Consider the following 23,330-nt stretch of genomic DNA (forward strand, 5'->3'; position numbering starts at 1 on the left):
CTAGCTTCCGCCTGGCTCGTGAGCCTGCTCGTGAAGCCAGGCGCAGAGTTGCCGGGGTGCGAGGCGAGGGTCGTCTGTACGCATCAAGGCGAAATGCCAGGACGGCCCGCTCAGCACATAGGGAAAAGGAGCGATCAGAAGACCCTTTTCCAAAAGCGGGCGAAACAGCAATGGCGATAGAAGCGCCACACCCGCGCCTGCCACGGCCGCATTGGCGTCCAGCTCGTGGGTGGGATAGTCGACGGATAGAAATCGGAGCGCCGGCGGCGTATCCCAACGAGCGGCCCTGAACCATGCCGACCAATCGGGATGCGGCAGGAGCTCGAAATCGGCCAGCGCCTCCGGCACGTCCAGCGTGCGCGTTCCGAGCAGGGCGGGCGACAACATGGGCGTCACTTCGACGGGTGCCAGCCGGTATTCGTCGAGCCCGTCCCAGCCGCCGCGTCCCGTCCTGATGGCGACGTCGAACGCGGCGGGATCGCGAATATCGGCGGACACGTCGAGCTCGATCTGCGCTCCTCCCGACAAGGGGTAGCGCGCCAGCCGAGGCGCCAGCCAGCGCGAGGCGAATGTCGGCGGCGCCGTCAATCTGAGCGGCGGGGTCGCCGCCTGAAATTCATCGAGCGCGCCGGCGATCCCATCCAAGGCCTGGCGAATTCGGAGAGCCAGCTGGGCAGCTGCAGGGGTCGGCACGACGCGCCGCCCGGCGCGCACGAACAATGGCTGGCCAAGTTCGGCCTCCAGCGTGCGGATGCGCAGGCTGACGGCCGCAGGCGTCAGGCACAGGCGTTCGGCGGCGCGGGCGAAGCTGGAGGCGGAAACGCAGGCTTCCAGAATTCGCAGGGACTCCAGTGGCGGCCGCATGGTCTCTTCTCTCTCGATCAGTTTTGCTTGTGAATATCTTAAGCAAAGCGCGTTTTGGGGGCAGGGCGCCTTCGGCTAGAGTTTGAAGACCCGGCGCGCGGCAGCGGAACTGGTTATCCGGCGCTTCAGGGCTCGCGCAAACAATAGGTGATCTCAAATGTCCCTGCAATCTCGCCACTTAATGACACTCTTCCTGACACTTCATCCGGCGATCGATCTCGGCCGGACGCCGGCCGGCAGCCGCCGGATTTTTCCCGTGTCCGGCGGACATTTCCGGGGCGAGCGGCTAAACGGAGAGGTCTCGCCGCAGATCGGCTCTGACCTTCTGCTCGGGCGTGCGGACGGCACCTTCCAGCAGGATGTCAGGCTCCTGCTGACAGCCGACGACGGCGGCCTGATCCTGATGACCTATCGCGGCGTCAGGCGTTCCTCTGAGGCCGTCGACAAGCGTCTCGCTGAAGGCGATGAGGTCGACCCCTCGGAGTATTATCTGCGGACGACACCTTATTTCGAGACGGCTGCGCCGAGGCATGAGTGGCTCAACCAGATTGTCGCGGTCGCGCAAGGTGGCCGTCGCGCCGGTGGCGTCGAGTACGATATATTCGAAATTCTCTAAAGCGCGCCGGCGGCGATGCGGTCGAACTGCCCGCCGCCGGTCTCGCCGGCGCCGCGATATCCGAATCGGCGCCGGGAGGAACATTTGTCTGCATTGATGTACTATTGTGGTTTCCCCTACCTTGCGGTTGCGCAACAGACATTTAGTCTCGCCCGACAAAATTGCAGGGGGAATGCAGGCAATGACTGGCGAGGCCGTTTATTCGTTCGAGGCTTTCGAAGAAGCAGCCTGCGATGCGGGAATCTATACTTGGGATGTCGTGAAGAACCTCGTTTTCGCAGATAGTGCGCTTGCCGAGCTTTTCGGCCTCGATCCCGCCGCCACCGTGCATGGCCTTCCGCTGGAAGACTATCTCGCGCGTGTGCATCCCGACGACCGGCCGCAGCTGGCGAAGACGATCTCGGAGGTGCTCGTCGCCGATATCGCACAGCAGAGCACGTATCGCGTCCAGGGCAGGGACGGCCGATATCGGATGGTCGAGGCCTTCGGCCGGGCATTTCGCGATCACAGCGGATCACCTGTGCTCTATTCCGGCATCGTCGTGCCGGCGGCCGAGCAAGAAGAGGACGGATCGCGGGCGCATTGAAGTGCCCCACCGATCCGGACGCATGCGACACGCCTCGCAGCTTTCACAGGCGCTGCCGGCCACAGGCCATTGGGTGCGGTCGATGCAATTTCAGCAGGTGCTTTCTCGGCCGCGCAGCGCCAGGGTGCGTCCCGTCAGCCACACTTTATTGCCTTCGCTCTTGCACGCCCTTGCGCGTCATTGGTTGCGCACTAAATTTTTACTTTGGCGGATTGAAAGGGCTGGCATAAGCCCCTGAATTGCGCAAGAAATCGCGTTGGGAAGATGTCCGGGGGCAAAGGATCGATCATGGGCGGAGAAATGGCTGGGTTGTTCTCCGCAACGGACTGGTCGCGGACCAGTCTCGGGCCGATGGACCAATGGCCGAACTGCCTGAAATCCGCCGTTGATATCATGCTTCCCTCGCGGGCCGAGATCGTCCTGTTCTGGGGCAGGGATTTCGTGGCACTCTACAACGATGCCTATGCGCCGACGATCGGCCATAAGCATCCACGGGCGTTCGGCCGGCCGGCGCGGGAAAACTGGAGCGAGCTTTGGGACGATCTCGAGCCTCTTTTGAGCCGTGTCCTCGATAGCGGAGAAACCGTTGCCGCCAAGGACCGCCCCTTCTACCTGGAGCGATATGGCGTTCCGGAGACCGTGTATTTCGACATTTCCTATTCGCCGGTCCGTGACGAGCAGGGGCATGTTCGCGGTGTTTTCTGCATCGTCAACGAGACGACGAACAGGGTCCGCAGCGAAGCCGCATTGCGGGAAAACGAGCAACGCCTGCAAGCGATTTTCGCCCAGTCTGCTGCCGGTATCGCACAGGCCGATCTGGGCGGACGGATCCTCAGCGTAAACCAGCGCTTATGCGAGCTGGTCGGCTATTCCGCCGAAGAGCTTGTGGGCATGACAATCGAGGACATCACGTTCGAGGAGGACCGCGCCGAAACTCTGCGGCTCTACCGGCGCATGGTGGAGACCGGCGAGAGCTTCGATATCGAAAAGCGTTATGTCCGCAAGGACGGCGAACTCGTCTGGGCGGCAAATTCGGTCTTTCCTATCCGCAACGAAACCGGCCGGATCAACCAAGCCGCTGCGATCATCGTTGACATAGCCGAGCGCAAGCGGGTCCGCGAGGTGGAGGCGCATCTGGCGTCGATGATCGCCTCTTCGAACGATGCGATCATGGGCATCGATCTCGACATGAGGATCACCAGCTGGAACGCGGCGGCAAAGAAGCTTTACGGCTATGACGAAGCCGAGGTGATCGGGCAATCGGTGCTCATGCTGGTCCCCGATGACCGCAAGCATGAGGAGCCGGCCATTCTCAGGCGGATCGCTGCCGGCCTGATCGTCGAGCCCTACGAGACGGTCAGGGTGCGAAAGGATGGAGGGCTGGTGGATGTTCTCCTCAGCGTCTCGCCGATCTTCGACAGTGCGGGACATGCAGTTGGCGCTTCGAAAATAGCTCATGACATCTCGGCTCGCAAAGAGGCGGAGCGGCTCCAGGCGATGCTCGTCGGCGAGCTTAACCACAGGGTCAAGAATGTGCTTGCAACCGTCAGCGCGGTTGCGCGGCAGACGTTCGGGCGAAGCGAGGCGAACCAGGCCGACGTCGAAACCTTCGGCGCGCGCCTGGCGTCTCTCGGCCGGGCTCATGATCTGCTGACCCACGGCGGATGGCAGAAAGCTGATTTGCGCTCGGTGGTCGAACAGGCGCTTTCGCCCTTTGCGTCCGAGAAATTCGAGGTGAGGGGAGGCCCGGTCCTGCTGCCCGCCAAGACAGTCGTGGCGTTTTCACTGGCGCTTCACGAGCTTGCGACAAATGCCGCGAAATATGGCGCGCTTTCCGTGCCGGACGGACGGGTTTCGATCGCTTGGGAGCAGGATGGCTCGGGGCTGAGGTTCCGCTGGATGGAAAGAGGCGGACCGACTGTGCGCCCTCCCGCCAGGAAGGGCTTCGGTTCGCTTCTGATCGAGCGCCTGCTTGCCTCCGAGCTGAATGGCCAGTCGGTTATTTCCTATAACGCGGATGGTGTCGTCTGCGAGATTTCCGCAGATCCTTCATTCAACGAAGCGAATTCCTGACTGCAAGCGAGGCGTCCGCTCTGGCGGGCATGGAAAATACCGATGCGATCGAAAACAACGGTGCTGCCGGCGGCCGCTACGGCTCGACGCTGACCTCGAGCAAGTCGATCGAGACGGCGACACGATCGAGGATGGGCCGGTTGTCCGCACCGGTCGCGTAAACCCTCCGCTTGGTCGGCATCGTCAGGCCGGCGAAACTCTTGTGATCGCTTGCATAGTTGGCGCTCCTGGTGCCGCCCATGATATCGACGCTATAGTCATGGCGCCGCAACAGACCGTCCGGATCGAAATAGAAGGTCTGCACGGTGGAATGGCTCGGGACTGTTGAGGGAAAGGTTACCTTCAGCCGGCGCCAGATTTCATCTTCCTCGTGCCACGGCTCGATCTCCTGCGTCCTGAAACCGGGAAGCCCGAAGAGGAACGGCGTCGTCAGATAGGTCCACATGGCATAGCCGGTGAAATAGATCAGATGCTGCCGGTCCCAGGGCGTGGGGATCGTGTGTCCTTCGAAGAAGGAGCGCGGCGCTGCGCGTTGCTCGATGATATCACCACTGTCAGCGATAACAGCCGTTCGCTCCGGCTCCCAGACGCAATGCTGCCCTTCCTGCAGGAAGGGAGTGAATTCGGTGTGCGGACGGTGGGTGGAGATCGAGGTGCGGATGTCGGCATAGACATCCGGCCAGCCCTTCACATGCCAGACCGCGCCGCCAACCTTGATATGTGCATGCAATCGCTCGATCTGCTGCCAGCGTTGCAGGCCGCCATGCGCTTCGATTGCCAGATCCAATAGGTCGGTCACGTCAAGACCCTCCGGTTCGTGATGATCGTAAAGGTTTAAGTTTGAAACCTATCGACATCTAAATCCATATGGTTTAACTTTGCAACCGTTATTCGGACGAAAGGCGGAAAAATGAAGGGCAAGCGAACTGACATGGGGGACGCCCAGTGCGGGATCGCGCGTTCTCTGCAAGCCGTCGGAGATTGGTGGTCGCTTCTCATCATCAGAGAGGCTTTCAAGGGGCTTCGGCGATTTTCCGAGTTTCAGAAGAGCCTCGGGCTTGCGAAGAACATCTTGTCGGCTCGCCTGCGAAAGCTCGTGGAGGAGGGGATCTTCACGGTAGAGCCGGACCCTGACTCCGCCCTCAGCCATCTCTATCTTCTGACGCCCAAAGGCTACGACCTCAGCGTAGTCCTCGTCGCTCTCTGGCAATGGGGGGAGGAGCATTGCTTTGAACCCGGAGAACTGGATTACGCAGTCGTGGACAGCCTGAACGGGCAGCCCCTGCAGAAGCTTCAGCTTGCGGCGGGGGATGGGCGATCTCTGGGACCTCAGCAGTTTCGCATTCAAGCGTGTCGTTCAACGGCCGGGGATGACGAGCCCGCCAGGCGATGAGGGTCTAGCAGCTGCATCCCGGGATGCAGGACCAATCACCGGACAAGGAAACCGAGCACTGCTGCGTTGGCCAGATCGATGAAGAATGCGGAGACGAGCGGCAGGATGATGAATGCGACGGTTGCTGCTCCGTGTATTTTGGTGACCGCCGTCATGTTGGCTATTGCCGTCGGGGTCGCTCCGAGCGAAATCCCGCTAAAGCCTGCTGAAATGACCGCGGCATTGTAGTTACGCCCCATGGCCGGGAACACGACGAAGATGATGTAGACGATGGCAGCAAGCGTCTGTACCGCGAGCACGATAGCGAGCGAAAGGCCCAGTCCGCTCAGGCTCCACAGCTGCATGCTCATCAAGGACATCGCCAGGAATACGTTGAGCGAGAGATCGGATATGAGCGCCAGGCCGCGGGTGTGTGCCGGCCAGGGCAAGTGCGGCGCCAGGATCGGAATGCTGTTCGTCATCACGATGGCGACCAGCAGGCAGACGACGAACAGCGGCAGATTGATTCCGGCTTCGAGGATAACCTCGTGCAGGGCGTAGCCGATGATGATTGCAATATTTGTGACGAGCAATGTGCGCAACAGACTGATGTAACTGACATCGTCTTCCTGGCCGACAACGGCGTCCCGCGACACGCCGATCGTCAGCTCCTCGTCCTTGGGGCCGCTCAAGCCGTTCCGGGCGATCAGATACTGTGCGATCGGTCCCCCGATGAGACTGGCGATGACGAGGCCGAGCGTTGCGCTGGCTATGCCGATTTCGAGAGCATTGCTGAGACCGAAACGGCTCGACACGATCGGTGCCCAGGCAATCGCTGTGCCGTGTCCGCCGATCAACGAGATCGAACCGAGAAGGATTGCCATGCCTTGCGGAAGACCGAGCACTTCGCTCGCCGCCATGGAAAGGAGGTTCTGGATTACTAGAAACGCAAGCGTGAGGGCGAGCAGGATAAGAAGCGGCTTGCCTCCGGCAAGGAGATCTGAAATCCGCGCGTTCAGGCCGACGCCGGTGAAAAAGTAAAGCAGCAGCAGGTCACGTGCGGCAAGCTCGAAGCTGATCTCGATGCCGAAGAACTCATAGGCGACGAGCGTGACGAGCGCTGCCAGGAGCCCGCCCGTGACCGCCTCCGGGATGCTCCAGCGGGTAAGGGCAGGGATGAGCCGATTGAGATGCGCGCCGGCGAAGAACACGAGGATCGCTATGGTGAAAGACAGCAGTCCCGGGAGCTCGATTGTCGACATGTGCCACCTTCACCGCCACGCGCCTTGTCGGTTGCAAAAGATTGACACACGCGCTTTGACCGGGCCAGTGGAAATATTGTTTCGTCGTCTCGCTGCTCCTCAGCGACCAGTTCGCACCCGGCATCTCGGCAACGAATATTACGCTGCTTGCGCTGATCGTGTTCGCCGGAAGCTTAGCGCCCGGTCTGGGGCGGCGCTCCTCGATGTCAGGGGGTGGCCCTCATTACCCCGCGAATTGGCTGTGGCTTTCGCCATGCGTCGGCCTGAAGCGGCCTCCTCTTTCGATTCGCCGCGTTATGCAGCGGTTGGCAGTTAGCCTTTTGGGCTTTTCTGAAAGAGCCCAGCGACCGCTAGTTAGTGTGATACGATGCAGCTTATGGACTTCGTGGGCGATGTTCCACGCGAGGAGCTTTGCGATGGCTGATGCAGGGGAATTTCAGCAAGTCCTCGCGGACGGCGGGGGTGGGAACGAAGTCTTGCGCGAGAGCGACGCAAAGTTTCGTGCAGTCTTTGAAACGATGATCGAAGCCTGCTGCATCTTTGAAATGATCTATGACGACCTTGGCAGACCTGTCGATTGGAAGATTCTCGAGGCGAATGCCGGTTATGAAAAGCAGAGCGGATTGAAGGATGTCGCAGGCAAGCTGGCTAGCGAGGTAATGCCTGGAACGGAGCCATATTGGATTGAAACATTTGGTCGGGTGGTTGAAACCGGAGAGGCCGAGCAAATTGAAAGGTGGCACCAACCCACGGGTCGATGGATTCATAGTTCTACAGCACGCATCGGCGGCTCTGGAAGCAGGCGGCTGGTCAGCGTGTTCTATGACATCACCGAACGCAAACGTGCCGAGATCGCCCTGCGTGAAAGCGAGGCGAGGTTGGCGGCCGACTTGGCCGCTGCCGAAAGCCTGCAGGCGCTGAGCGGCCAGCTCATCCAGGATACCGGCTCTCAATTCTACGAACAGATTGTCGGCACCGCGATCGCAATCCTGGGCGCCGACTTCGGTAGCATCCAGCTGATGGACCAGGAGCAGGGCGAACTGCGCCTGATAGCGTCCCGGAACTTCAGCCCGGAAGCCGAAAATTTCTGGCAACGGGTGTCGGTTGCAACCGGATCGAGTTGTGGTGCGGCGCTAAGCCACGGTGAGCGCGTGATCATCGAAGATGTGACGACGGACGAGCTGACCCGCACATCCGATAATATGCCCTACTGGAAGGGGAGCGGAATCGTCGCCGTTCAGTCCACACCGCTCATCGGACGTGACGGCAAGATCATCGGGATGATCTCCACCCACTGGCGCAATCCTCACCGCCCAGAGCCACATGAACTAAGACTGTTTGACGTGTTGGTTCGTCAGGCGGCCGATTTTATCGAGCGCGCCCGCGCCGAAGCGGCGTTGCGCGACAGCGAGGAGCGGTTTCAGCAGTTCGCCAACGCCTCCGCAGCAGCGCTGTGGATGCGGGACGCCGAGACGCTTAACATGGAGTTCGTCAGCCCGGCCATTGCGACAATCTATGGCACCGCACCCGACACTTTCCTCGGCGACATCAGGCGCTGGGCCGCGATGATCGTACCTGAGGACCGGGACACGGCTATGAACCACGTCAGGCAGGCGCGCCACGGCGAGCCGGGCGTCCATGAATTCCGCATTCGGCGGAACGATGGTTCATTCCGTTGGATCAGGGATACAGGCTTTCCGCTCTACGACGAGACGGGAAACGTGGTGCGCGTTGGCGGCATTGCGGAAGACGTCACCGAGATGAAGTTGGCGGTTGAGCATCAAGGCGTCCTTCTTGCTGAGTTGCAGCACCGCGTCAGGAACATCATGGGCATGATCCGCTCTATGGCAAACCGAAGCGCCGACGGTCCAGCTTCGGTCGAGGATTATCGATCCGCGCTAGTGGGCAGGCTCCTTGCTCTCGCCAGAGTTCAGACGTTGCTCACGCGCAATGCCAACGCCGGCGAGTCGCTCAGGGTCGTCATCGAAAACGAGATTGGCGCTTTGGCCCACCACCATGGCCAATATGAACTCGTCGGTCCCGACATCACCGTCTCTCCCAAGATCGTCGAAGTGCTCACGCTCGCGTTCCACGAGCTTGCGACGAACGCGCTCAAATATGGGGGGCTCTCCGTTGAAAACGGCAAGGTCGCCGTGCGGTGGACGACCTTCGATCAGCGCGGTACGAACTGGCTAATCCTGGATTGGACCGAGGAGGGCGCGCCGCTGCGTGATCCGCCGACCCGACGCGGCTTCGGCAGTGAGCTTATCGAGGGGAAAATTCCCTACGAACTGCGAGGCAATGCCAAGGTCACCATCCAAAACGCTCAGGCGAGATGTCATTTGGAAATCCCGCTGACCGACGGTGAAAGTATCCTGGAAACCGACGCGCCGGCGCCCATCACCATTCGCGGGGGCAGCCTCGACATGACCGGAGCACCTGATCTCAAGAACCGCGTCATTCTTGTCGTCGAAGACGAATACTATATGGCCGCCGACATCGCTTCCGCGCTTCGAAGTGCCGGGGCAGACGTTCTCGGGCCGTGTCCGACCGAGGAGATGGCATTGGCGCTGCTCGACACCACCAAACCCACGTATGCGGTCCTTGATTTGAACCTCGGCGGCGGCGGTGCGCGCTTTGAAATAGCGGCAGTGCTCAGGAGCCAGGGAATACCGTTCGTCTTCCTGACCGGATACGACGCCAAAGTCATTCCCGACAATATGCGGGACGTTCCGCGTCTTCAGAAACCCATCTCAATGATACAGATCGTCGAGGCCGTCAGTCGGCTTTGACCGATCAGAGCACCATCGTGGTTGCCAGACCGGTTATTTGCTCCGGGGTCATCGGTTTGATTGCTCGCGGCGCAGTGCCAAGGCTTTTGGGGATGTGATCATTATACCCCGTGATGAACGCGAAAGGCACGCCTTCGTCCCGAAGTCTTTCCGCGACCGGGAATACTTTCTCGCCACCGAGTCGGACGTCCAGAAGCGCTCCGTCCACGCGTCGCTTGTCGAGCAGCCACATTGCGTCAACGACATTCGAGGCGGGGCCGACGACGGCTGCTCCGCAATGCGAGAGAACACGGACCATCTCAAGCGCCTGATCCCAGCAGTCCTCAACGACGAGGACGCGACGGTTTGTCAACGGGTGATCCGCGCAGGCAATCTCGGAGTATTTTGCTCGAGCCACTGTCATGCAGAAATCGCGCAATTTTTCCGGAACAACGAGTCCGCGTCGATACATCTCGAGCATGTGTGCCGCGAAACGGTCGCGGGCATTTCTGTCGGACGTGAACCATGGCTGGTCGGCGATGGCTTGGTAGACATTCCTGAGCAGTTTGATTTCCTCCGGAGCCAAGTAGCCGCTGATCCCGAAGAAATTTGTCCGGTTATCGTTCATCGCGCACCTCACGTCGTTCAGACGGGCTGGGGTCTTCTGCCCCCCAGTCCACGATGGCCCCATCGCGATACCGCGATACACAATACCGCGGCAGCCGAAGTGTGCGCGCGTGTCGCGCGAAGTCAAGGGGACGCGAACGCCTGGCATGACGCTATTAACGCAAAGCGGTCACGGCTCTCGCCGTCCATCGGCCGATCGGGACTATTGCCCGCCAGCCAATGCGGCCAGAAACACCGCCCTCTGCGCCTCGAAGGCACGCTTATATGCAGGGCGTGCCTGTCCGCGCGCGATATAGGCGCAGAGGTTCGGATATTCGTCCAGCAGGGGCGATCCCTCCAGCCTTAGGAGTACCGAGATCATCTGCAGGTCGCCGGCGCTGAAACTTCCGTCCAGCCATTCGGCAGCGCCAAGCCGAGCGGAAAGTTCGCCGAGCCGTTTGCGGATGCGCTCGTGGACATAGGCCAGGCGCTCCTCGTGCCAGGGCTCCTTGCCCTCTTCGAGCCTGGCGGTTTCGCGGTCGACAATGACGGGTTCCATCGTGCAGATGGCGGCGAAGAGCCAGGCGATGGCGCGGGCGCGGGCATTGGCATCGTCCGGCAGCAGGCCCGGATAGTGTTCCGCGACGTGCAGGACGATCGCGCCGGATTCGAAGAGGGCGAGATCGCCTTCCTCATAGGTCGGAATCTGCCCGAAAGGCTGAAGCGCCAGATGGGCGGGTTGCTTCATCGCCTGGAACGAGACGAGGCGGACCTCATAGGGCTCACCCACCTCTTCGAGCGCCCAGCGAACGCGCATGTCGCGCGCAAGACCCCTGCCGCGGTCGGGCGAGCGTTCGAAGGCAGTAATGGTAATCGTCATGACAGTTCTCCATGATCTAGCCGCCTGGAAGACGGCCGAACGGGCGGGAATCCGACACGGGATGATGGAAATCGTTTTCGCGTGGGGCAAGCGGAGCGGGTCTGGGAATTGTTCACCGATAGAGAATTCCTCGCCAAGCGGCTGGAACTTGCCTAGCACGAATGGGCGCGGCTGCAGGCCGATCGCCATGCTCTAACCGTCTGAAAGCAGCCTGATTTCAGGCGGCGAGGGGAACGTTTTCCGCGCGCTTGCGTTTGCGGGTCATGAAGTACGGGCAGCCTCTTCCTCCGCCGGCCGCTTCCCCTCAGGTCGGCGAAATCATCGAAACCGGTCGCGAGCAGATCCATATGCTCGAAAGCGGAAGTGCAGACGGAAATCCCGTCGTGTTGCTGCATGGCTGCGGCAGTATCGCCGAGGAGGTGATGATGCCGTTTGCGGGCAGCGGGCTCAACATCATCTCGCCCGACAGGCCGGGCTATGGTTTCAGCCAGGCATTGCCCGCCGGCGAGCGGGGCCCGCTTGGCCAGTCCTTCTGGCTTGAGCGCTTCCTGGAGGCGCTGGAGTTCAAGGAGGTGGTGCTCGCCGCCCATTCGATCGGCTGTGCGCCGGCGCTGCATCTTTCCGCCCGCCGGCCGGATCTGGTGAAGGGCCTGTTTCTGATCTCGCCCTGCTGCCGGCCCGTTCCGTTCAAGCCGTTCATCGTTCTGCGCAGCGCCATGGCGCCGTTCGTCGGCCCGGTCATCCGCCAGCATGTGATTGCCCGCTGGTCGGCCTATTTCCTCGAGCGCGGCCTGCGCGCTTCTTCCTATCCCAATCCGGTGACATCGGGGCTTTCCACATTGCCGGCCATGCATATGGTCAATGCCGCCTCGATCGCCACCATGGCCGAGGAACTCTGGGCCTTCAACGGCGACATGCAGCCGCTCGAAAGCCTGCCGGCCGATCTGCCGCTCTCCATCCTCTTCGGACGCGAGGACCGGGTCATCGAGCCCTTGTGGCATCTCGACTGGCTGCAGGAGAGGCATCCTTCGGCAAAGATCGAACTGCTCGACGGCGTCGGCCATATGCCGCACCATGTCGCGCGCGATCTTGCGCTGGCGATGCTGGGCGATCTTGCGGGCAAGACGCCGGGCGATCTTGCGGGCAAGACGCTGGATATGCGGCGGTGATTGGCTTTTTCGCCAGACAAGCGTCGGATCGGCTTCGCTTACTCGTTTCTACACCATGGCTCCCTTTGACGGGCCCGTGCGCAGAACGAGGAGGCCGCCTGGGTGCTGGCAAGACAGGCAAACAAGAGCGATACCGTCAAAACATTCAACCGCTTTTTCCTGCCGAAGCGATATCTGAATCGGTTGCTTGCTTGTCGCCCAGATGCCAAGCTTCAAACAGCGGGCCAGAGGCGCCTTGCACCGGATCGGTTTCCGGCAATGGAACCTCGGCGATCTTTTTGAGGAGTTCTGCGGTCGCAGCGCTTGTCTGAATATCGGGGTGTTGGCCTGGAGGGTAGGCACCGACCACTTGAAAGTCGCTGCTCGCGCCCTGTTTTTGATGTCCCGTCCCCGCTGGAAGGACGAGACAATCTCCCGGGTGCAACTCAAGCACTTTACCGGTAGGGCCGCCGATCAGCAGCTTGGCCGTTCCTCTTCCGACCCCAAGCACTTCGTGAGCGCCTGCATGATAGTGCTGATAATCGAAAACCCCATCGCGCCATATACCTTCCCATCCGTGCGAGGTGAATAGGCGCGCGAACTCCTCGCACCCGTCATCGCAGATGAAGATTTCGCGATAGACGATAACCGGAAGCGTCTGGTTGTTAGGCACCCAGTCGCTTCTGTCAAAAAACATCTTTTGCGCTTCCATTCCTTCCCCCACACAAGAACAATGCAGAATGTAATCCGGCGGAGCGGAAAGCCCGGCACTTGGGCCGGGCGACGCTTCAATCCCGGTGCTCGGGCATGTCTTTGAGCTGGTCCTTGGTCCAGCCCGTCACGGCATGCACGACGCCGTCCTCATCTCTCATCCAGTCGAAGTCTTTGAATGGGACGGCGACCGGTTTGGCTCCAATCCCAAGGAAGCCGCCGACGTCTATGACTGCGAGACTGGTTCCGTGAATGTGATCTACCGTTCCAACCTTCTCGTCATTGGCTCCGTAGACGGTAGCACCTTCGAGGTTTACTGGCGTGAGTTCATCCGCTGCCAACCGAACATGATTGCTATGGTCCATGAGATTCCTCCTTTGTCATGTGAGGCATGAACCCCGGCGGTTCGCATTTGTTCCTAGCCTTGGCAGGCCGCACTATCTGTAGCCGCAATGTTTGACGCCGTCGCCAGGCCCATGCGGCAAGCAGAATATGTCGACTTGCTGCCGATTCTCCTCCCTCAGCCTTTTAAGCTTGGCGATGCTCGCCTCGCGATTGCCGGCGTTGGTCTGAAAAGCGGCAAGCGTCCGCCCAGCCCGCTGTTGACGTGCTCCATTGGTGCCTCCTGATTTTGGATTGATTCACCGTGTCGGATGGGCAAAAGGTTCATCAAACCTTCGCCCGCCTCCTGACCTGAACGGCTTACGACTTCAATGTCTCATCGATCCAGTCGAATACGACCTGATCCTTGAACGCAAGGGCGCCGGATTGGCAGTGGTTTTCCGCTCCATCTTCTTCCGTGAACGCCACGAATTTCTTCGGAGCCGTGAGTTCGTCGAAAACACGCTGCGGCTGGCCCACAAAAAAGATGTCTCCCGTGGCTTCCAGAACCAGGCACGGAGATCTGATTTGCTTGATAACGTCCTTGATGGTGTAGGCCTTGGTGATCTCCAGAAGGTCCGCAACCGTCTTTACGTCAAGTGACCAGGTCCCCTGTGTAACAGCCCAACGGAGGGGAGTGCTGTGAGGCATGGCTGCCTCGACGATTTCCTGACAACGGTCGGAGTCGCCTGCTTCGAAAGCCGCGATCGCATCGGCCGGCAAGAGCTTGTGCAGGCTCTCATGAAAATCGTAGACCCCGTCGAAAAAGACGCAGGCGCGGAAACGATGTTCAAATGCCGCCGCACGAGCTGCTAAATAGCCGCCGAGGCTCATGCCGATAAGGACGAGATTGGAACCGTCGACATCAGATCGCGACAACGCATAGTCAACGGCTGGAGTGACGACTTTCTCCCAATCATACCGGAATGGCAGCTTCTGTTCACGCATCGGGGCGCCTTGTCCCGGGCCGTCGAAGGTGAGGCAGTTGAACCCGCGCCTATTGGCGGGCGCACCGCCGTAGTAGAACAGCTCCTCGAGACTGGAGTCGAAACCACCGTGAAAAATGATGGTGGGCCGTGGTTCGCCGCTGTTGTCCACCTTGTAGAAGTAGCCAGGGAGCGTCGTGTTGTCATAAGGGATTTCAACCCGTTCCCATGTGGGACCCGTGAGATCCGCGGCCTTGTTGTAAGCCTTCTGGGAAGCTCGGGATTCTGAGATAATCCGCGGATCATCCGGATTGCCGTGGAGATAGAATTCAGCCATCCGAAAATACGTCGATGCGCGCAGATAGGCCTCGCGAGCGCTGACCAGGTGCCCCCTAGAGAAACTGTCGTCGGCACGAGACAATGTGCGCCGGGCGCGTTTGTCCCATTCGTCAAACCAGTTCTCGAAGTCTCCTTCCTTGATCTTGCTGCCGGTGGCTACGATTTCCCCGAGGTCAGATCCTCCGTAGTACATAAAGCCGAGGTTTCTGACGAGTTCAAATGCGAAATGGTCGTCTTTGAATACAACTTTCATCTTCACATCCTCTTCAACGCGCCGTAGCGCGGAATTACTCTTTTTATACAAGCATCAACCGTGATCTGCTCTTTGAGATATTTGGCGCGATTCCCGTAAGTGGACGAAAACCCGATGAATACTAAACATTTTCAACAGCTCATCGAAGGAGCTAACCTAAACTTAGACAGGACTGGAACAATTTGGACTGGCTAAAAATGGATGCGACCTATACAGTTTTGCATAGCCCGTGCGCCGACATGTCGGGAAAATCGCAGCCTAGTATCGGTTTGGGGAGAGCATGGAGCGACTAGACTGGACCTTGCTGCGAACATTTCTGGCGGTCGTGGAATCCGGATCGCTTTCGTCTGCAGCTTCGCGCTTGAAGGTGGCTCAGCCCACGCTCAGTCGCCATGTTCGTGAGCTGGAGGGCGTGCTTGGTGTGACACTGTTCGTCCGTACGGCACGTGGGCTCGAGCCGACGGAAGCCGCACTCGGGCTCATCAGCGACGCCAGGAACATGGGGGAAGCTGCTCAAGCCTTGGCCCTCAAGGCATTCGGCCGCTCGCAACAGTTGACAGGCACCGTACGCGTGACGAGCTCGGTCATGGTCGCGAATATGTGGCTGCCGTCCATCCTGGCCGAGCTTCGACAGGCTGAGCCGAGTATTCAGATCGAACTGGTCGCTTCGGACACAAATCAAAATCTTCTCCGACGAGACGCCGACATCGCTATTCGGATGGCCGATCCGACACATGGCGATTTGATCGCGCGCAAGCTCGGGGATGCGCCCCTTGGCCTCTATGGCGCCAGGTCATATTTCGACAAGCGTGGCCGCATCGCCACGATGCGGGATCTTCTGGAGCACGACATCATCGGCTTCGATCGAAGCGAAGTCATTCTGAAAGTATTTGCGGCCAATGGCCAGCCTGTTCAGAGAAACATGTTTCCCATCAGATGCGACGATCAAATGGTCTATTGGAACCTGACGCTCGCGGGTCTCGGCGTCGGCTTCGCTCAGGTCATGCTGGCTGACAAAGTTCCAACGCTGGAGCGCGTGCCAATCGATCTCATGCCACCGATGCCGGTCTGGCTGGTCATGCACGAGGAGGTGCGCACCAGCGCCCGCATCCGCCGTGTCGCTGATTTTCTGGCCGCGGCAATCACCGATCTTTTGCAAAATCGCGTGAAGCTTCAATCATGACCGTGGCAAATTCCTGTAGCTTGCATTGAGAAGCTGCCGCCTGTGAATGCATTGCAGGTGTACATCCCCTGTCTGGTCAACAACGCCGCCCCGATCGCCACCGGGTGGCCTGGCGCGGTCGGGCACGGCGCAAAAAAAAGCCCGCCTGGCTAGGGCGAGCCGAAGGTAGCCCTGATCGGGCAGGGGAATGTCAAACGGTGGAAAGAGCCTCGCCGCTCCAGGCCTCCGGAGCTGCAGGCCGCGGAGCCGCGTTTTCGGCGGCGCGACGGGCCTGCCGCTGGCTGGCGGCGTCGAGCAGCGCTGCGAAAGAGGCAAGGCTGATCCTGTCGGCCCGCAACACCTGGCGGATCAGCGGATCTCTCAGCATGTCCGATGCAGTCATCTCGCTCATGGCCTATCCTCCATCTCCTTACCTATAGTAGGTTGCCTTTGTAAAGAACACATGTCAAGGTAGTGACAAAAACAAGGCAATTGCAGCGGGCATTCGAAAGCGGTCGTGGTCATCGTCATGGCTGTTCTCCTTGACGTCTCTGACAAGATGACGCGCAAGCGGGCGCGAATTCGACAGCTGGTGCCATCTTTTTCCAGAGGTCATCCTGCCGGCAATCCCAGAGGTCGAGCAGGTCGTAGTGCGGGTGGCTCGGGTCGCTCACGCAATTTCCAACCGAGGGAGACGGGCATGAGCAGGATGAACAGCAGTGTATCTGCATTGGCAGGTGCGGTGCTTTTGATGAACGTCACGCCGGCATCTGCCGAGGACAAGGCGGCGGTCATCTATCGCTGCGATGACGGCGAGGGGGCGACGGCGCGTTTCGTGAGCGAGCCGAGCGAGGTGCTGCTGACCACGGGCGGGCAGAGCTTCCGCCTGCCGCAGGGCCTGTCTGGCTCCGGTGCGCGTTATACGGATGGGAAAGTCTTGTTCTGGATCAAAGGCAACGATGCGCAACTGGAGGCGCCGGGCAGAACGACCAGCTGCCATGTGCAGTGATCTGGTGGGCGGGCTGGTGAGACGATGGGCAAACCCGGGCGAAGTTCAGTCCTTCGATTTCGTAAAAAGACCCCGCCCCAAACGTGACCGGGGTCGAGCCACGGGTCTCGACCCGTCCTTCGGACCCCCACAAGGGGGAGGGGCTTAATTTGCTGCACCGCTTCCCACACCCTCAGCGTTTCAAATGGGCGAGGTGGGTGCCACGAAGAGTCCCTCCCCCTTGTGGGGAGGGGTTGGGGAGGGGTTTTGACGAGCCTTTCAGGTGTCCAAGCCGCCGTCCGCAGTGAGGATGGTTCCTCCTACGTCCTTGCTACATCTCAAAACGCCCCCTTCAGCGCTTCCATCACCACTCTCACAGCCGGTACGTCCCTGATCTCGGCGTGGACAACCAGCCATACTTCCCGCGTCAGCGGGTTTTCGTCCTCGATCCGCTCAAGCCCATCCCCATCCGGCACCGCGAAATCAGGCAGCATGACGACGCCACCGCCGAATCTTGCGGCGGCAGCTTGAAACTCAAGAACAGAGGAGCGGATGGCGATCGGACGGCCGGCGGCGAGCTCGAAGAGGCGCAGTTGCTGGGGCGAGGCGTTCATGCCTTCGTCATAGCCGATGAAGGTCCATTGCGCCTCCGGCACGCTTTCGAGATAGGCTTTCGATGCATAGAGGTGGAAGGCGATTTCCCCGAGCTTGGTGATGGCATAATCGCCGTCTTCCGGCCGCGACAGGCGCACCGCGATATCGGCTTCGCGGCGGTTCAGCGAGGCGAAGCGCTTTTCGCCAGTCAGTGTGATCTCGATGCCCGGATGCTGTCGTCTGAGGGCGGCAATGGGTTTTGCCAGAAGCACGCTCGAAAGCGCAGGCGGGGCGCTGATCCGCACATGGCCGCGCGTGTCGGTGGCACTCGTGCGGCCAAGCTGCTCGATAACAGCCGTTTGCTGGGCGATATTCGCCGCGTGCCGTGCAACCTCTTCGCCCTCAGCGGTCAGCACGATGCGCCGCCCGCGCCGGTCGACGAGCTTGCGGCCGAGGTTTTTCTCGAGGGCTGCGACGCGCCGGCTGATCGTCGCGTGCTCGACGCCGATCTGTCTTGCTGCGCCGAGAAAGGTTCCCGCCTGCGCCAGCGCCAGGAAATGCCTGAGATCGTCCCAATCTATCTGTGTGAAATTGGCTATCTGTGTGATTTTCTTCCCAATCATTGTGCGACAATAGGGAATTTTCACACATGAGGCTACGGCCTAGTTTCCTCCATAACGCATCCCCATGAAGGAAAACGACCAATGCCAGACCAGACGAAGACAGACCAGATCGTCCTGCTGAACGCTCCCGGCGATGTCAGCCAGTTCAGCCTGCAGGGTCAGCTGCCGCAGTCTCCCGGCGCCGGCGAAATCAAAATCCGCCATCAGGCCATCGGCACCAATTTCCTCGATATCTATCACCGCAAGGGGCTTTACGCGCTGCCCTCCTATCCCGCCGTCATCGGCGTGGAGGCGGCAGGCGTCGTCGAGGAGGTTGGCGGCGATGTCACCGGCTTCTCGCCAGGCGACCGCGTCGCCTATGGCGGCCCGCCGGCCGGCGCTTATTCGTCCAGCCGGATCATCGCCGCCGAAAGGGCAATCCAGCTTCCAGATGCGGTCTCGGCGAAGGTGGCGGCAAGCTCGCTGCTCAAGGGCATGACGGCCTATATGCTACTGCAGAAGGTCTGCAGTGTCGGCGACGGCAGCACCGTGCTGATCCATGCCGCCGCCGGCGGGCTCGGCAGCATTCTCGTGCGATGGGCGAAATCGCTCGGCGCCACCGTCATCGGCACGGTCGGTTCGCCCGAGAAGGCGTCGCTTGCCGCATCCTACGGCGCCGATCACCTGATCGTCGGGCGAGGGGCCGATATCGTCGCGGAGGTCAAGCGGCTGACTGGTGGAAACGGCGTCGATGTCGCCTATGACGGCATCGGCGGCGACATGCTCTTGAAGAGCATCCGCGCCGTGCGCCCGTTCGGCACGGCGATCACCATCGGCCAGGCCGCCGGCCCCATTCCGCGGGTGCCGTGGAAGAGCTTCGGCCGGGCAAATCGCTCTCGCATCCGAGCATCATGGCCTGGAGCACCGATCTCGACCGCTATCGCGAGGCGGCGGGGGCTGCCGTCGCCGCCATGGAGCGGGGCATTGTCTGCGAGATCGCGGCCGAATACCGACTGGCGGATGTGGCGAAAGCGCACGAAGAGATGGAAGCGGGCAGGGCGGCGGGCAGTATATTGCTGCTGCCGTGATGACGAATCATGCGCATGCGGAAATTCGCGCATCATCAGTTTCTAGCGGCCGCTGCACCTTGCGGTGCCGTTAATACCGGGGTTTGTGGATCCGGAAATTGTGGTGCAGCAGAATGAACGCAGAAGTTACAGCCAGCCGCGCGTTAGCGGAAAATGAAGCAGGGACGAGGTTTAGTTAAGACTAAATTATCAATGCGAGGTGAGATTTCATATCGGCCGGCAAGCTGGTCCGGCCACTGCGATAGGAGACTCGCATGAAACGCCCAAGTATCAAGCAGGCCCTTATTCTGACGCTGTCTGCCATCAGCATTTTCGTTATCAGTCTGTCCTATGTGTCGCTGAGTACGATCTCGACGATCAGCTCGCACGCGGAGCAGATCGGTCACTTCTGGATGCAGCGGCTCGTGACGGCGCGCGAGATCAAGGGCAGTTTTCTTGATCTGCAGCTGGCTTATTCCGATTTCCTCCTGGATGTGACGGCCGAAGACCAGAGCGACGGCAAGCAACAGATCACCGCTGCGGCCGCCTCCCTCGACAAGTTCGTCCTCGACTATGAAAACGGCGTCCGCACCGAGCGGGGGCGTGAACTGATCAATCAGATTAAGCCCGAGCTCTCCAAATTCGAAGACCTGGCGAAGCAGATGGTTTCCCTGCAGACCAGCGGCAAGCCATCCGACGCCGCAAACCTCTTCCAGGATGTGATGGAGCCGCAGGGCAGGGTGGTGACTGCTCGCATCGGCGATCTCGTCGAGTTCATCCTCAACCAGGCGGAAGGTTTCGTGGATGCGAGCAGCGCTTCGGCGAATTCGGCCTTCACGCAGACGGCAGTGATTGCGGCGCTTGCGGTGACGATTGCCGCGGCGGGCATTATGTTCGCAATCTTCGGAATTGCCGCTCCGATCCGCAGGATCGCATCAGCAATGGGACGGCTGTCAGCCGGCGATCTCGACAGCGATATCCCCTATGCCGGTCGCGCCGACGAGATCGGTGACATGGCGGGTGCCGTCGAAGTCTTCCGGCAGAATGCGCTCAATGTCGTGAGGCTCGAAAGGGAAGCTGCGGCAACGCGGAGCGAAGCCGAAGCGGCGCGCGCGGCGGCTCAGCAGCGGGCCGAGCGCGAGGCGGAGCAGTTGCGCTTTGCGACGACGGCGCTGGGTGAGGGACTGCGGCGTCTGTCGGAAGGCGACATATCCTTTCAGCTTTCCGAGCAATTCGCGGCGGAATATGAAGCCCTGCGCCAGGACTTCAACGCCTCGCTGCACCAATTGGGGGCAACGATCGGTGCCGTCCTGCAGACGGTGCACAGCATAGATAACGGCACCAGCGAGATCGCCTCGGGTGCCCAGGACCTGTCGAAACGGACCGAGCAGCAGGCGGCTTCGCTCGAAGAGACCGCGGCGGCCCTCGATGAGATTACGTCGACGGTTTCGACCGCGACCAAGCGGACCGAGGAAGCGCGTCACGTGGCAAGGGAAGCCAATGCCAGCGCGCAGCATTCGGCAACCGTGGTATCGGAAGCCGAGCAGGCGATGCGGCGCATCGAAGGCAGTTCGCAGCAGATTTCGAACATCATCGGCGTGATCGATGAAATCGCCTTCCAGACAAACCTTCTCGCATTGAACGCCGGTGTCGAGGCGGCCCGCGCAGGCGAGGCAGGCAAGGGTTTCGCCGTCGTGGCGCAGGAGGTCCGGGAGCTCGCGCAGCGTGCCGCTCAAGCGGCGAAGGAAATCAAGGTGCTCATCCAGCAGTCGTCGGCCGAAGTCGAGAATGGCGTGAAACTCGTTCTCCAGACCGGAGCGTCGCTGAAATCGATCGGCGATTATGTCGCGCAGATCAATCAGGTTATGGACGCCATCGCCACCGCGGCACGTGAACAGTCGACCGGCCTCGCCGAAATCAACACCGCGGTCAACCAGATGGATCAGTCGACGCAACAGAATGCGGCAATGGTCGAACAGTCGACCGCAGCCGTCGCGTCGCTGTCTTCGGAAGCAGGGCGCCTGCGCGAGCTGGTCAACCAGTTTCAAGTAGGGGGCAGTGCGAGCGGGGCAGGCGAACATCGACACAGCGCCCGGTCGGCTGAAGCCGGCGCGGTGGTCGATCTGGTAGCTGCACGCCGCCTCAGCCAGCGATGAAACCTGCGGGCAGGGCAGTTCGGTGGACCGGGCAAAGACCCTCCCCAACTCCTCCCCACAAGGGAGAGGGACTAACCCTGAGCACTGCCTCGCACCTCCCGCAACGCTGAATATGGGGAAGCGGAGTGCGGCAAGTTAAGCCCCTCCCACCTGTGGGAAGGGGTTGGGGAGGGGTCTTTTCGCGTTGCCGGCCACGCGGCTACAGGCGGCTTTCGAAGCTTCTCAGAAGCGTCAGGCCTTCCGGCCAATCGCCGAGTTCGCTTTGGCCGTTGATATGGCCGGCCGCGCCGATCACCTTCAACTCGCTTCCCCATTGCTCTGCCCGCATCTCGACATAGGGCAGCGAACCATAGGGATCATCGGTACTTGCCACGATGAGAGAGGGAAATCGAAAGCGCTTCCGGGGTACCTCGGCGAAGCTTGCCGCCTGCGCGGGAAAAGCCGCAGACGCGGGATCCGGCACGGCGACCAGCATTGCCCCCTTGATCGGCAGATCGGAAACCTGATGCCAATGTGCGACGAGCAGGCAGGCCAGGCTATGAGCCACCAGAACGGGCGGCGTTCGCGCTGCACGCACGGCCTGCTCCAGCGCCGCGATCCAATCGGAGAGATCCGGCTCGTCCCAACTCGCAGGGGCAAAACGGCGGATGGAGGGATCGGCGCTCTCCCAACGGCTTTGCCAATGGGAATCTCCGGAATTGCCGATGCCCGGCAGATGGATGATTTCGGTCATGCGTCACCTCTCTCGATTACCGCGCCAACATGACCGTTTACTCAACGTGGATAAATTGGCATTCATCGGAGAAGTTCACCGCAAACCGATGGATTCAAAGTTCATGGCGAAATATTTCGATAGTCGTGCCGAGCTCGACCCGACCGACATTGCCATGATCGAAACCCTGCAGGGCGACGGGCGCATCAGCGTCTCCGAACTTGGAAGACGGGTCGGCCTCTCGCAGCCGGCAGCATCGGAACGTCTGAAGCGGCTTGAAGAACGCGGCATCATCAGCGGCTACAAGGCTGTCATCGACCCCACCTCGGTCGGGCTTGGGATGATGGCGATCATCCGTCTGCGCACCACGCACGAATACATCAAGACCTGCTTGAAGCAGTTTTCGGAAATGCCTGAGGTTATTGAAGTTTTCAGGCTGACTGGAGAAGACTGCTTTCACCTGAAAGTCATCGTGCCTTCGCCGGCGAAGCTGGAAAGCATCGTCGACGCCATTGCCCGCTACGGCTCGGTCAACACTGCGATCGTTTTACGCAGCGAGCCCGCCAAACCTATCGGGCGCGAGCTCATGAGGAAGGACTGATTTCGCAGCAATCGCGATAGAGGTGCCACGGGTTTCGCTGCCAAGTTCAAACAGCGGCGTCGTATCGCAATGCGATACGACAAACTCGCCGCTTCCGTCAGTTTTTACGCATGTCGTTGCCGCAAAATCGCTACGCACTTTTGCGCGACGTGCTTTAATTCGATCTCACCGTCTTGCTGGCGATCAGCATGACGAGCTCTTCGGAGGCATCCGCAAGCGCCAGTGCCAGCTCCGCTGCCGACCATCCATGTTTCTGCAGATTGGTGAGCATTCCCATCATTGCGATTTCGACGTCCCTTCTGCAGTTCGCAGTCTGTTTCAGTTCGATGTGGTTCTGGTCTTCCGTCGTGATCATCTTAGCCTCCGTTTGCCCATGAGAGGGCAGCTCGCATCAGAATTCTCAGGTTCGATAGATGAGTTGATAAAATGGGGTTGCGCGTCGGCATCAGGCTCATACGCATCGACTCAAGCGCCTGAGCTTGCGCGCAACCCCTCGCTTCGTCACACATGGCCTTGCCATTGATCGCCTCAATTCTCCCCCCAGCTGAGAGATCGAGGAGGCCTGTACAGCCGGTTATAAGTATTCTTTTTAGCGGCTGCGGGTTGTGTGACGAAGAGGCTCCGCAATAGGCTGAAGCCTATGCAGAACACGCACGAATA

Annotated in this window: 22 protein-coding genes and 1 pseudogene; 11 read left to right on the forward strand and 12 right to left on the reverse strand. The window is 60.4% G+C overall.

The features are described 5' to 3' along the window. The gene (locus tag FHX15_RS09295; protein ID WP_184395910.1) at positions 1-864 is read right to left on the reverse strand and encodes a LysR family transcriptional regulator; all 864 of its coding nucleotides are present in this window, start codon (positions 862-864) and stop codon (positions 1-3) included. Positions 865-1,021: 157 nt separating this feature from the next. Here FHX15_RS09295 and FHX15_RS09300 point away from each other — a divergent pair, with 157 nt between their 5' ends. The 3 genes from FHX15_RS09300 to FHX15_RS09310 all read left to right on the forward strand — a co-directional run bounded on the left by FHX15_RS09300 (position 1,022) and on the right by FHX15_RS09310 (position 4,139). Next, positions 1,022-1,480, forward strand: coding sequence for a DUF3237 domain-containing protein (locus FHX15_RS09300; protein WP_184395913.1), 459 nt, complete (start codon positions 1,022-1,024; stop codon positions 1,478-1,480). A gap of 181 nt (positions 1,481-1,661) precedes the next feature. Next, positions 1,662-2,066: a PAS domain-containing protein gene (locus tag FHX15_RS09305; protein ID WP_184395916.1), complete on the forward strand. Its 405-nt coding sequence runs from the start codon at positions 1,662-1,664 to the stop codon at positions 2,064-2,066. A gap of 288 nt (positions 2,067-2,354) precedes the next feature. After that, complete coding sequence (locus tag FHX15_RS09310) at positions 2,355-4,139, forward strand: PAS domain-containing sensor histidine kinase (protein ID WP_246778908.1); 1,785 nt, start codon at positions 2,355-2,357, stop codon at positions 4,137-4,139. 76 nt (positions 4,140-4,215) lie between these two features. Here the strand turns inward: FHX15_RS09310 and FHX15_RS09315 are convergent, their stop codons facing one another. Continuing rightward, a complete protein-coding gene (locus tag FHX15_RS09315) occupies positions 4,216-4,938 on the reverse strand; it encodes a hypothetical protein (RefSeq protein WP_184395922.1) in 723 nt (240 codons plus the stop codon). 111 nt (positions 4,939-5,049) lie between these two features. On the opposite strand from FHX15_RS09315, the gene FHX15_RS09320 reads away from it, so the two are divergent. Beyond that, positions 5,050-5,532, forward strand: a complete 483-nt coding sequence (locus FHX15_RS09320) for a winged helix-turn-helix transcriptional regulator (protein WP_184395926.1) — start codon at positions 5,050-5,052, stop codon at positions 5,530-5,532. 35 nt (positions 5,533-5,567) lie between these two features. On the opposite strand, the gene gltS is transcribed toward FHX15_RS09320, so the two are convergent. Continuing rightward, on the reverse strand, positions 5,568-6,773 hold the full coding sequence (gene gltS / locus FHX15_RS09325) for a sodium/glutamate symporter (RefSeq protein ID WP_184395929.1): 1,206 nt from the start codon (positions 6,771-6,773) through the stop codon (positions 5,568-5,570). 320 nt (positions 6,774-7,093) lie between these two features. Between gltS and FHX15_RS30775 the strand changes: the two genes are divergently transcribed. Then, the gene (locus FHX15_RS30775) at positions 7,094-9,565 is read left to right on the forward strand and encodes a PAS domain S-box protein (RefSeq protein WP_210290641.1); all 2,472 of its coding nucleotides are present in this window, start codon (positions 7,094-7,096) and stop codon (positions 9,563-9,565) included. A gap of 4 nt (positions 9,566-9,569) precedes the next feature. Here FHX15_RS30775 and FHX15_RS09335 read toward each other — a convergent pair whose 3' ends face one another. Next, positions 9,570-10,172 (reverse strand): hypothetical protein, encoded by a 603-nt coding sequence (locus FHX15_RS09335; protein ID WP_184395933.1) that lies wholly within the window; start codon positions 10,170-10,172, stop codon positions 9,570-9,572. Positions 10,173-10,373: 201 nt separating this feature from the next. Further along, positions 10,374-11,030, reverse strand: coding sequence for a glutathione S-transferase family protein (locus FHX15_RS09340; protein WP_184395936.1), 657 nt, complete (start codon positions 11,028-11,030; stop codon positions 10,374-10,376). A gap of 263 nt (positions 11,031-11,293) precedes the next feature. Between FHX15_RS09340 and FHX15_RS09345 the strand changes: the two genes are divergently transcribed. After that, complete coding sequence (locus FHX15_RS09345; RefSeq protein WP_184395938.1) at positions 11,294-12,199, forward strand: alpha/beta fold hydrolase; 906 nt, start codon at positions 11,294-11,296, stop codon at positions 12,197-12,199. 145 nt (positions 12,200-12,344) lie between these two features. Here the strand turns inward: FHX15_RS09345 and FHX15_RS09350 are convergent, their stop codons facing one another. The 3 genes from FHX15_RS09350 to FHX15_RS09360 all read right to left on the reverse strand — a co-directional run bounded on the left by FHX15_RS09350 (position 12,345) and on the right by FHX15_RS09360 (position 14,788). Continuing rightward, positions 12,345-12,890, reverse strand: a complete 546-nt coding sequence (locus FHX15_RS09350) for a cupin (RefSeq protein ID WP_184395940.1) — start codon at positions 12,888-12,890, stop codon at positions 12,345-12,347. Positions 12,891-12,966: 76 nt separating this feature from the next. Then, entirely contained in the window at positions 12,967-13,254 is a 288-nt protein-coding gene (locus FHX15_RS09355; RefSeq protein WP_184395942.1) for a PRC-barrel domain-containing protein, read from the reverse strand. Between the two features lie 337 nt (positions 13,255-13,591). Further along, on the reverse strand, positions 13,592-14,788 hold the full coding sequence (locus FHX15_RS09360) for an alpha/beta hydrolase family protein (RefSeq protein WP_184395944.1): 1,197 nt from the start codon (positions 14,786-14,788) through the stop codon (positions 13,592-13,594). A gap of 280 nt (positions 14,789-15,068) precedes the next feature. Between FHX15_RS09360 and FHX15_RS09365 the strand changes: the two genes are divergently transcribed. Continuing rightward, complete coding sequence (locus tag FHX15_RS09365) at positions 15,069-15,971, forward strand: LysR family transcriptional regulator (protein WP_184395946.1); 903 nt, start codon at positions 15,069-15,071, stop codon at positions 15,969-15,971. A 190-nt stretch (positions 15,972-16,161) separates the two neighbouring features. Here the strand turns inward: FHX15_RS09365 and FHX15_RS09370 are convergent, their stop codons facing one another. Beyond that, on the reverse strand, positions 16,162-16,362 hold the full coding sequence (locus tag FHX15_RS09370) for a hypothetical protein (protein WP_184395948.1): 201 nt from the start codon (positions 16,360-16,362) through the stop codon (positions 16,162-16,164). 288 nt (positions 16,363-16,650) lie between these two features. Here FHX15_RS09370 and FHX15_RS30780 point away from each other — a divergent pair, with 288 nt between their 5' ends. Beyond that, positions 16,651-16,959, forward strand: a complete 309-nt coding sequence (locus tag FHX15_RS30780; protein ID WP_210290642.1) for an MliC family protein — start codon at positions 16,651-16,653, stop codon at positions 16,957-16,959. A gap of 317 nt (positions 16,960-17,276) precedes the next feature. Here FHX15_RS30780 and FHX15_RS09380 read toward each other — a convergent pair whose 3' ends face one another. Next, on the reverse strand, positions 17,277-18,179 hold the full coding sequence (locus tag FHX15_RS09380) for a LysR family transcriptional regulator (RefSeq protein ID WP_409527003.1): 903 nt from the start codon (positions 18,177-18,179) through the stop codon (positions 17,277-17,279). A 57-nt stretch (positions 18,180-18,236) separates the two neighbouring features. Here FHX15_RS09380 and FHX15_RS09385 point away from each other — a divergent pair. Both FHX15_RS09385 and FHX15_RS09390 read left to right on the forward strand, forming a co-directional pair. Continuing rightward, positions 18,237-19,222, forward strand: a pseudogene (locus FHX15_RS09385) (quinone oxidoreductase family protein). Positions 19,223-19,476: 254 nt separating this feature from the next. Next, positions 19,477-21,357 carry a methyl-accepting chemotaxis protein gene (locus tag FHX15_RS09390; RefSeq protein ID WP_184395952.1) on the forward strand — a complete coding sequence of 627 codons (1,881 nt, stop codon included), beginning with the start codon at positions 19,477-19,479 and terminating at the stop codon, positions 21,355-21,357. A 199-nt stretch (positions 21,358-21,556) separates the two neighbouring features. Here the strand turns inward: FHX15_RS09390 and FHX15_RS09395 are convergent, their stop codons facing one another. Beyond that, a complete protein-coding gene (locus FHX15_RS09395; protein WP_184395954.1) occupies positions 21,557-22,090 on the reverse strand; it encodes an alpha/beta hydrolase in 534 nt (177 codons plus the stop codon). A 103-nt stretch (positions 22,091-22,193) separates the two neighbouring features. On the opposite strand from FHX15_RS09395, the gene FHX15_RS09400 reads away from it, so the two are divergent. Then, positions 22,194-22,670 carry an Lrp/AsnC family transcriptional regulator gene (locus FHX15_RS09400; RefSeq protein WP_184395957.1) on the forward strand — a complete coding sequence of 159 codons (477 nt, stop codon included), beginning with the start codon at positions 22,194-22,196 and terminating at the stop codon, positions 22,668-22,670. A 154-nt stretch (positions 22,671-22,824) separates the two neighbouring features. On the opposite strand, the gene FHX15_RS09405 is transcribed toward FHX15_RS09400, so the two are convergent. Continuing rightward, entirely contained in the window at positions 22,825-23,025 is a 201-nt protein-coding gene (locus tag FHX15_RS09405) for a hypothetical protein (protein ID WP_183735913.1), read from the reverse strand. Between the last annotated feature and the right edge of the window lie 305 nt (positions 23,026-23,330).

The sequence above is a fragment of the Rhizobium sp. BK650 genome (assembly GCF_014195325.1).
Lineage (GTDB): Bacteria > Pseudomonadota > Alphaproteobacteria > Rhizobiales > Rhizobiaceae > Rhizobium.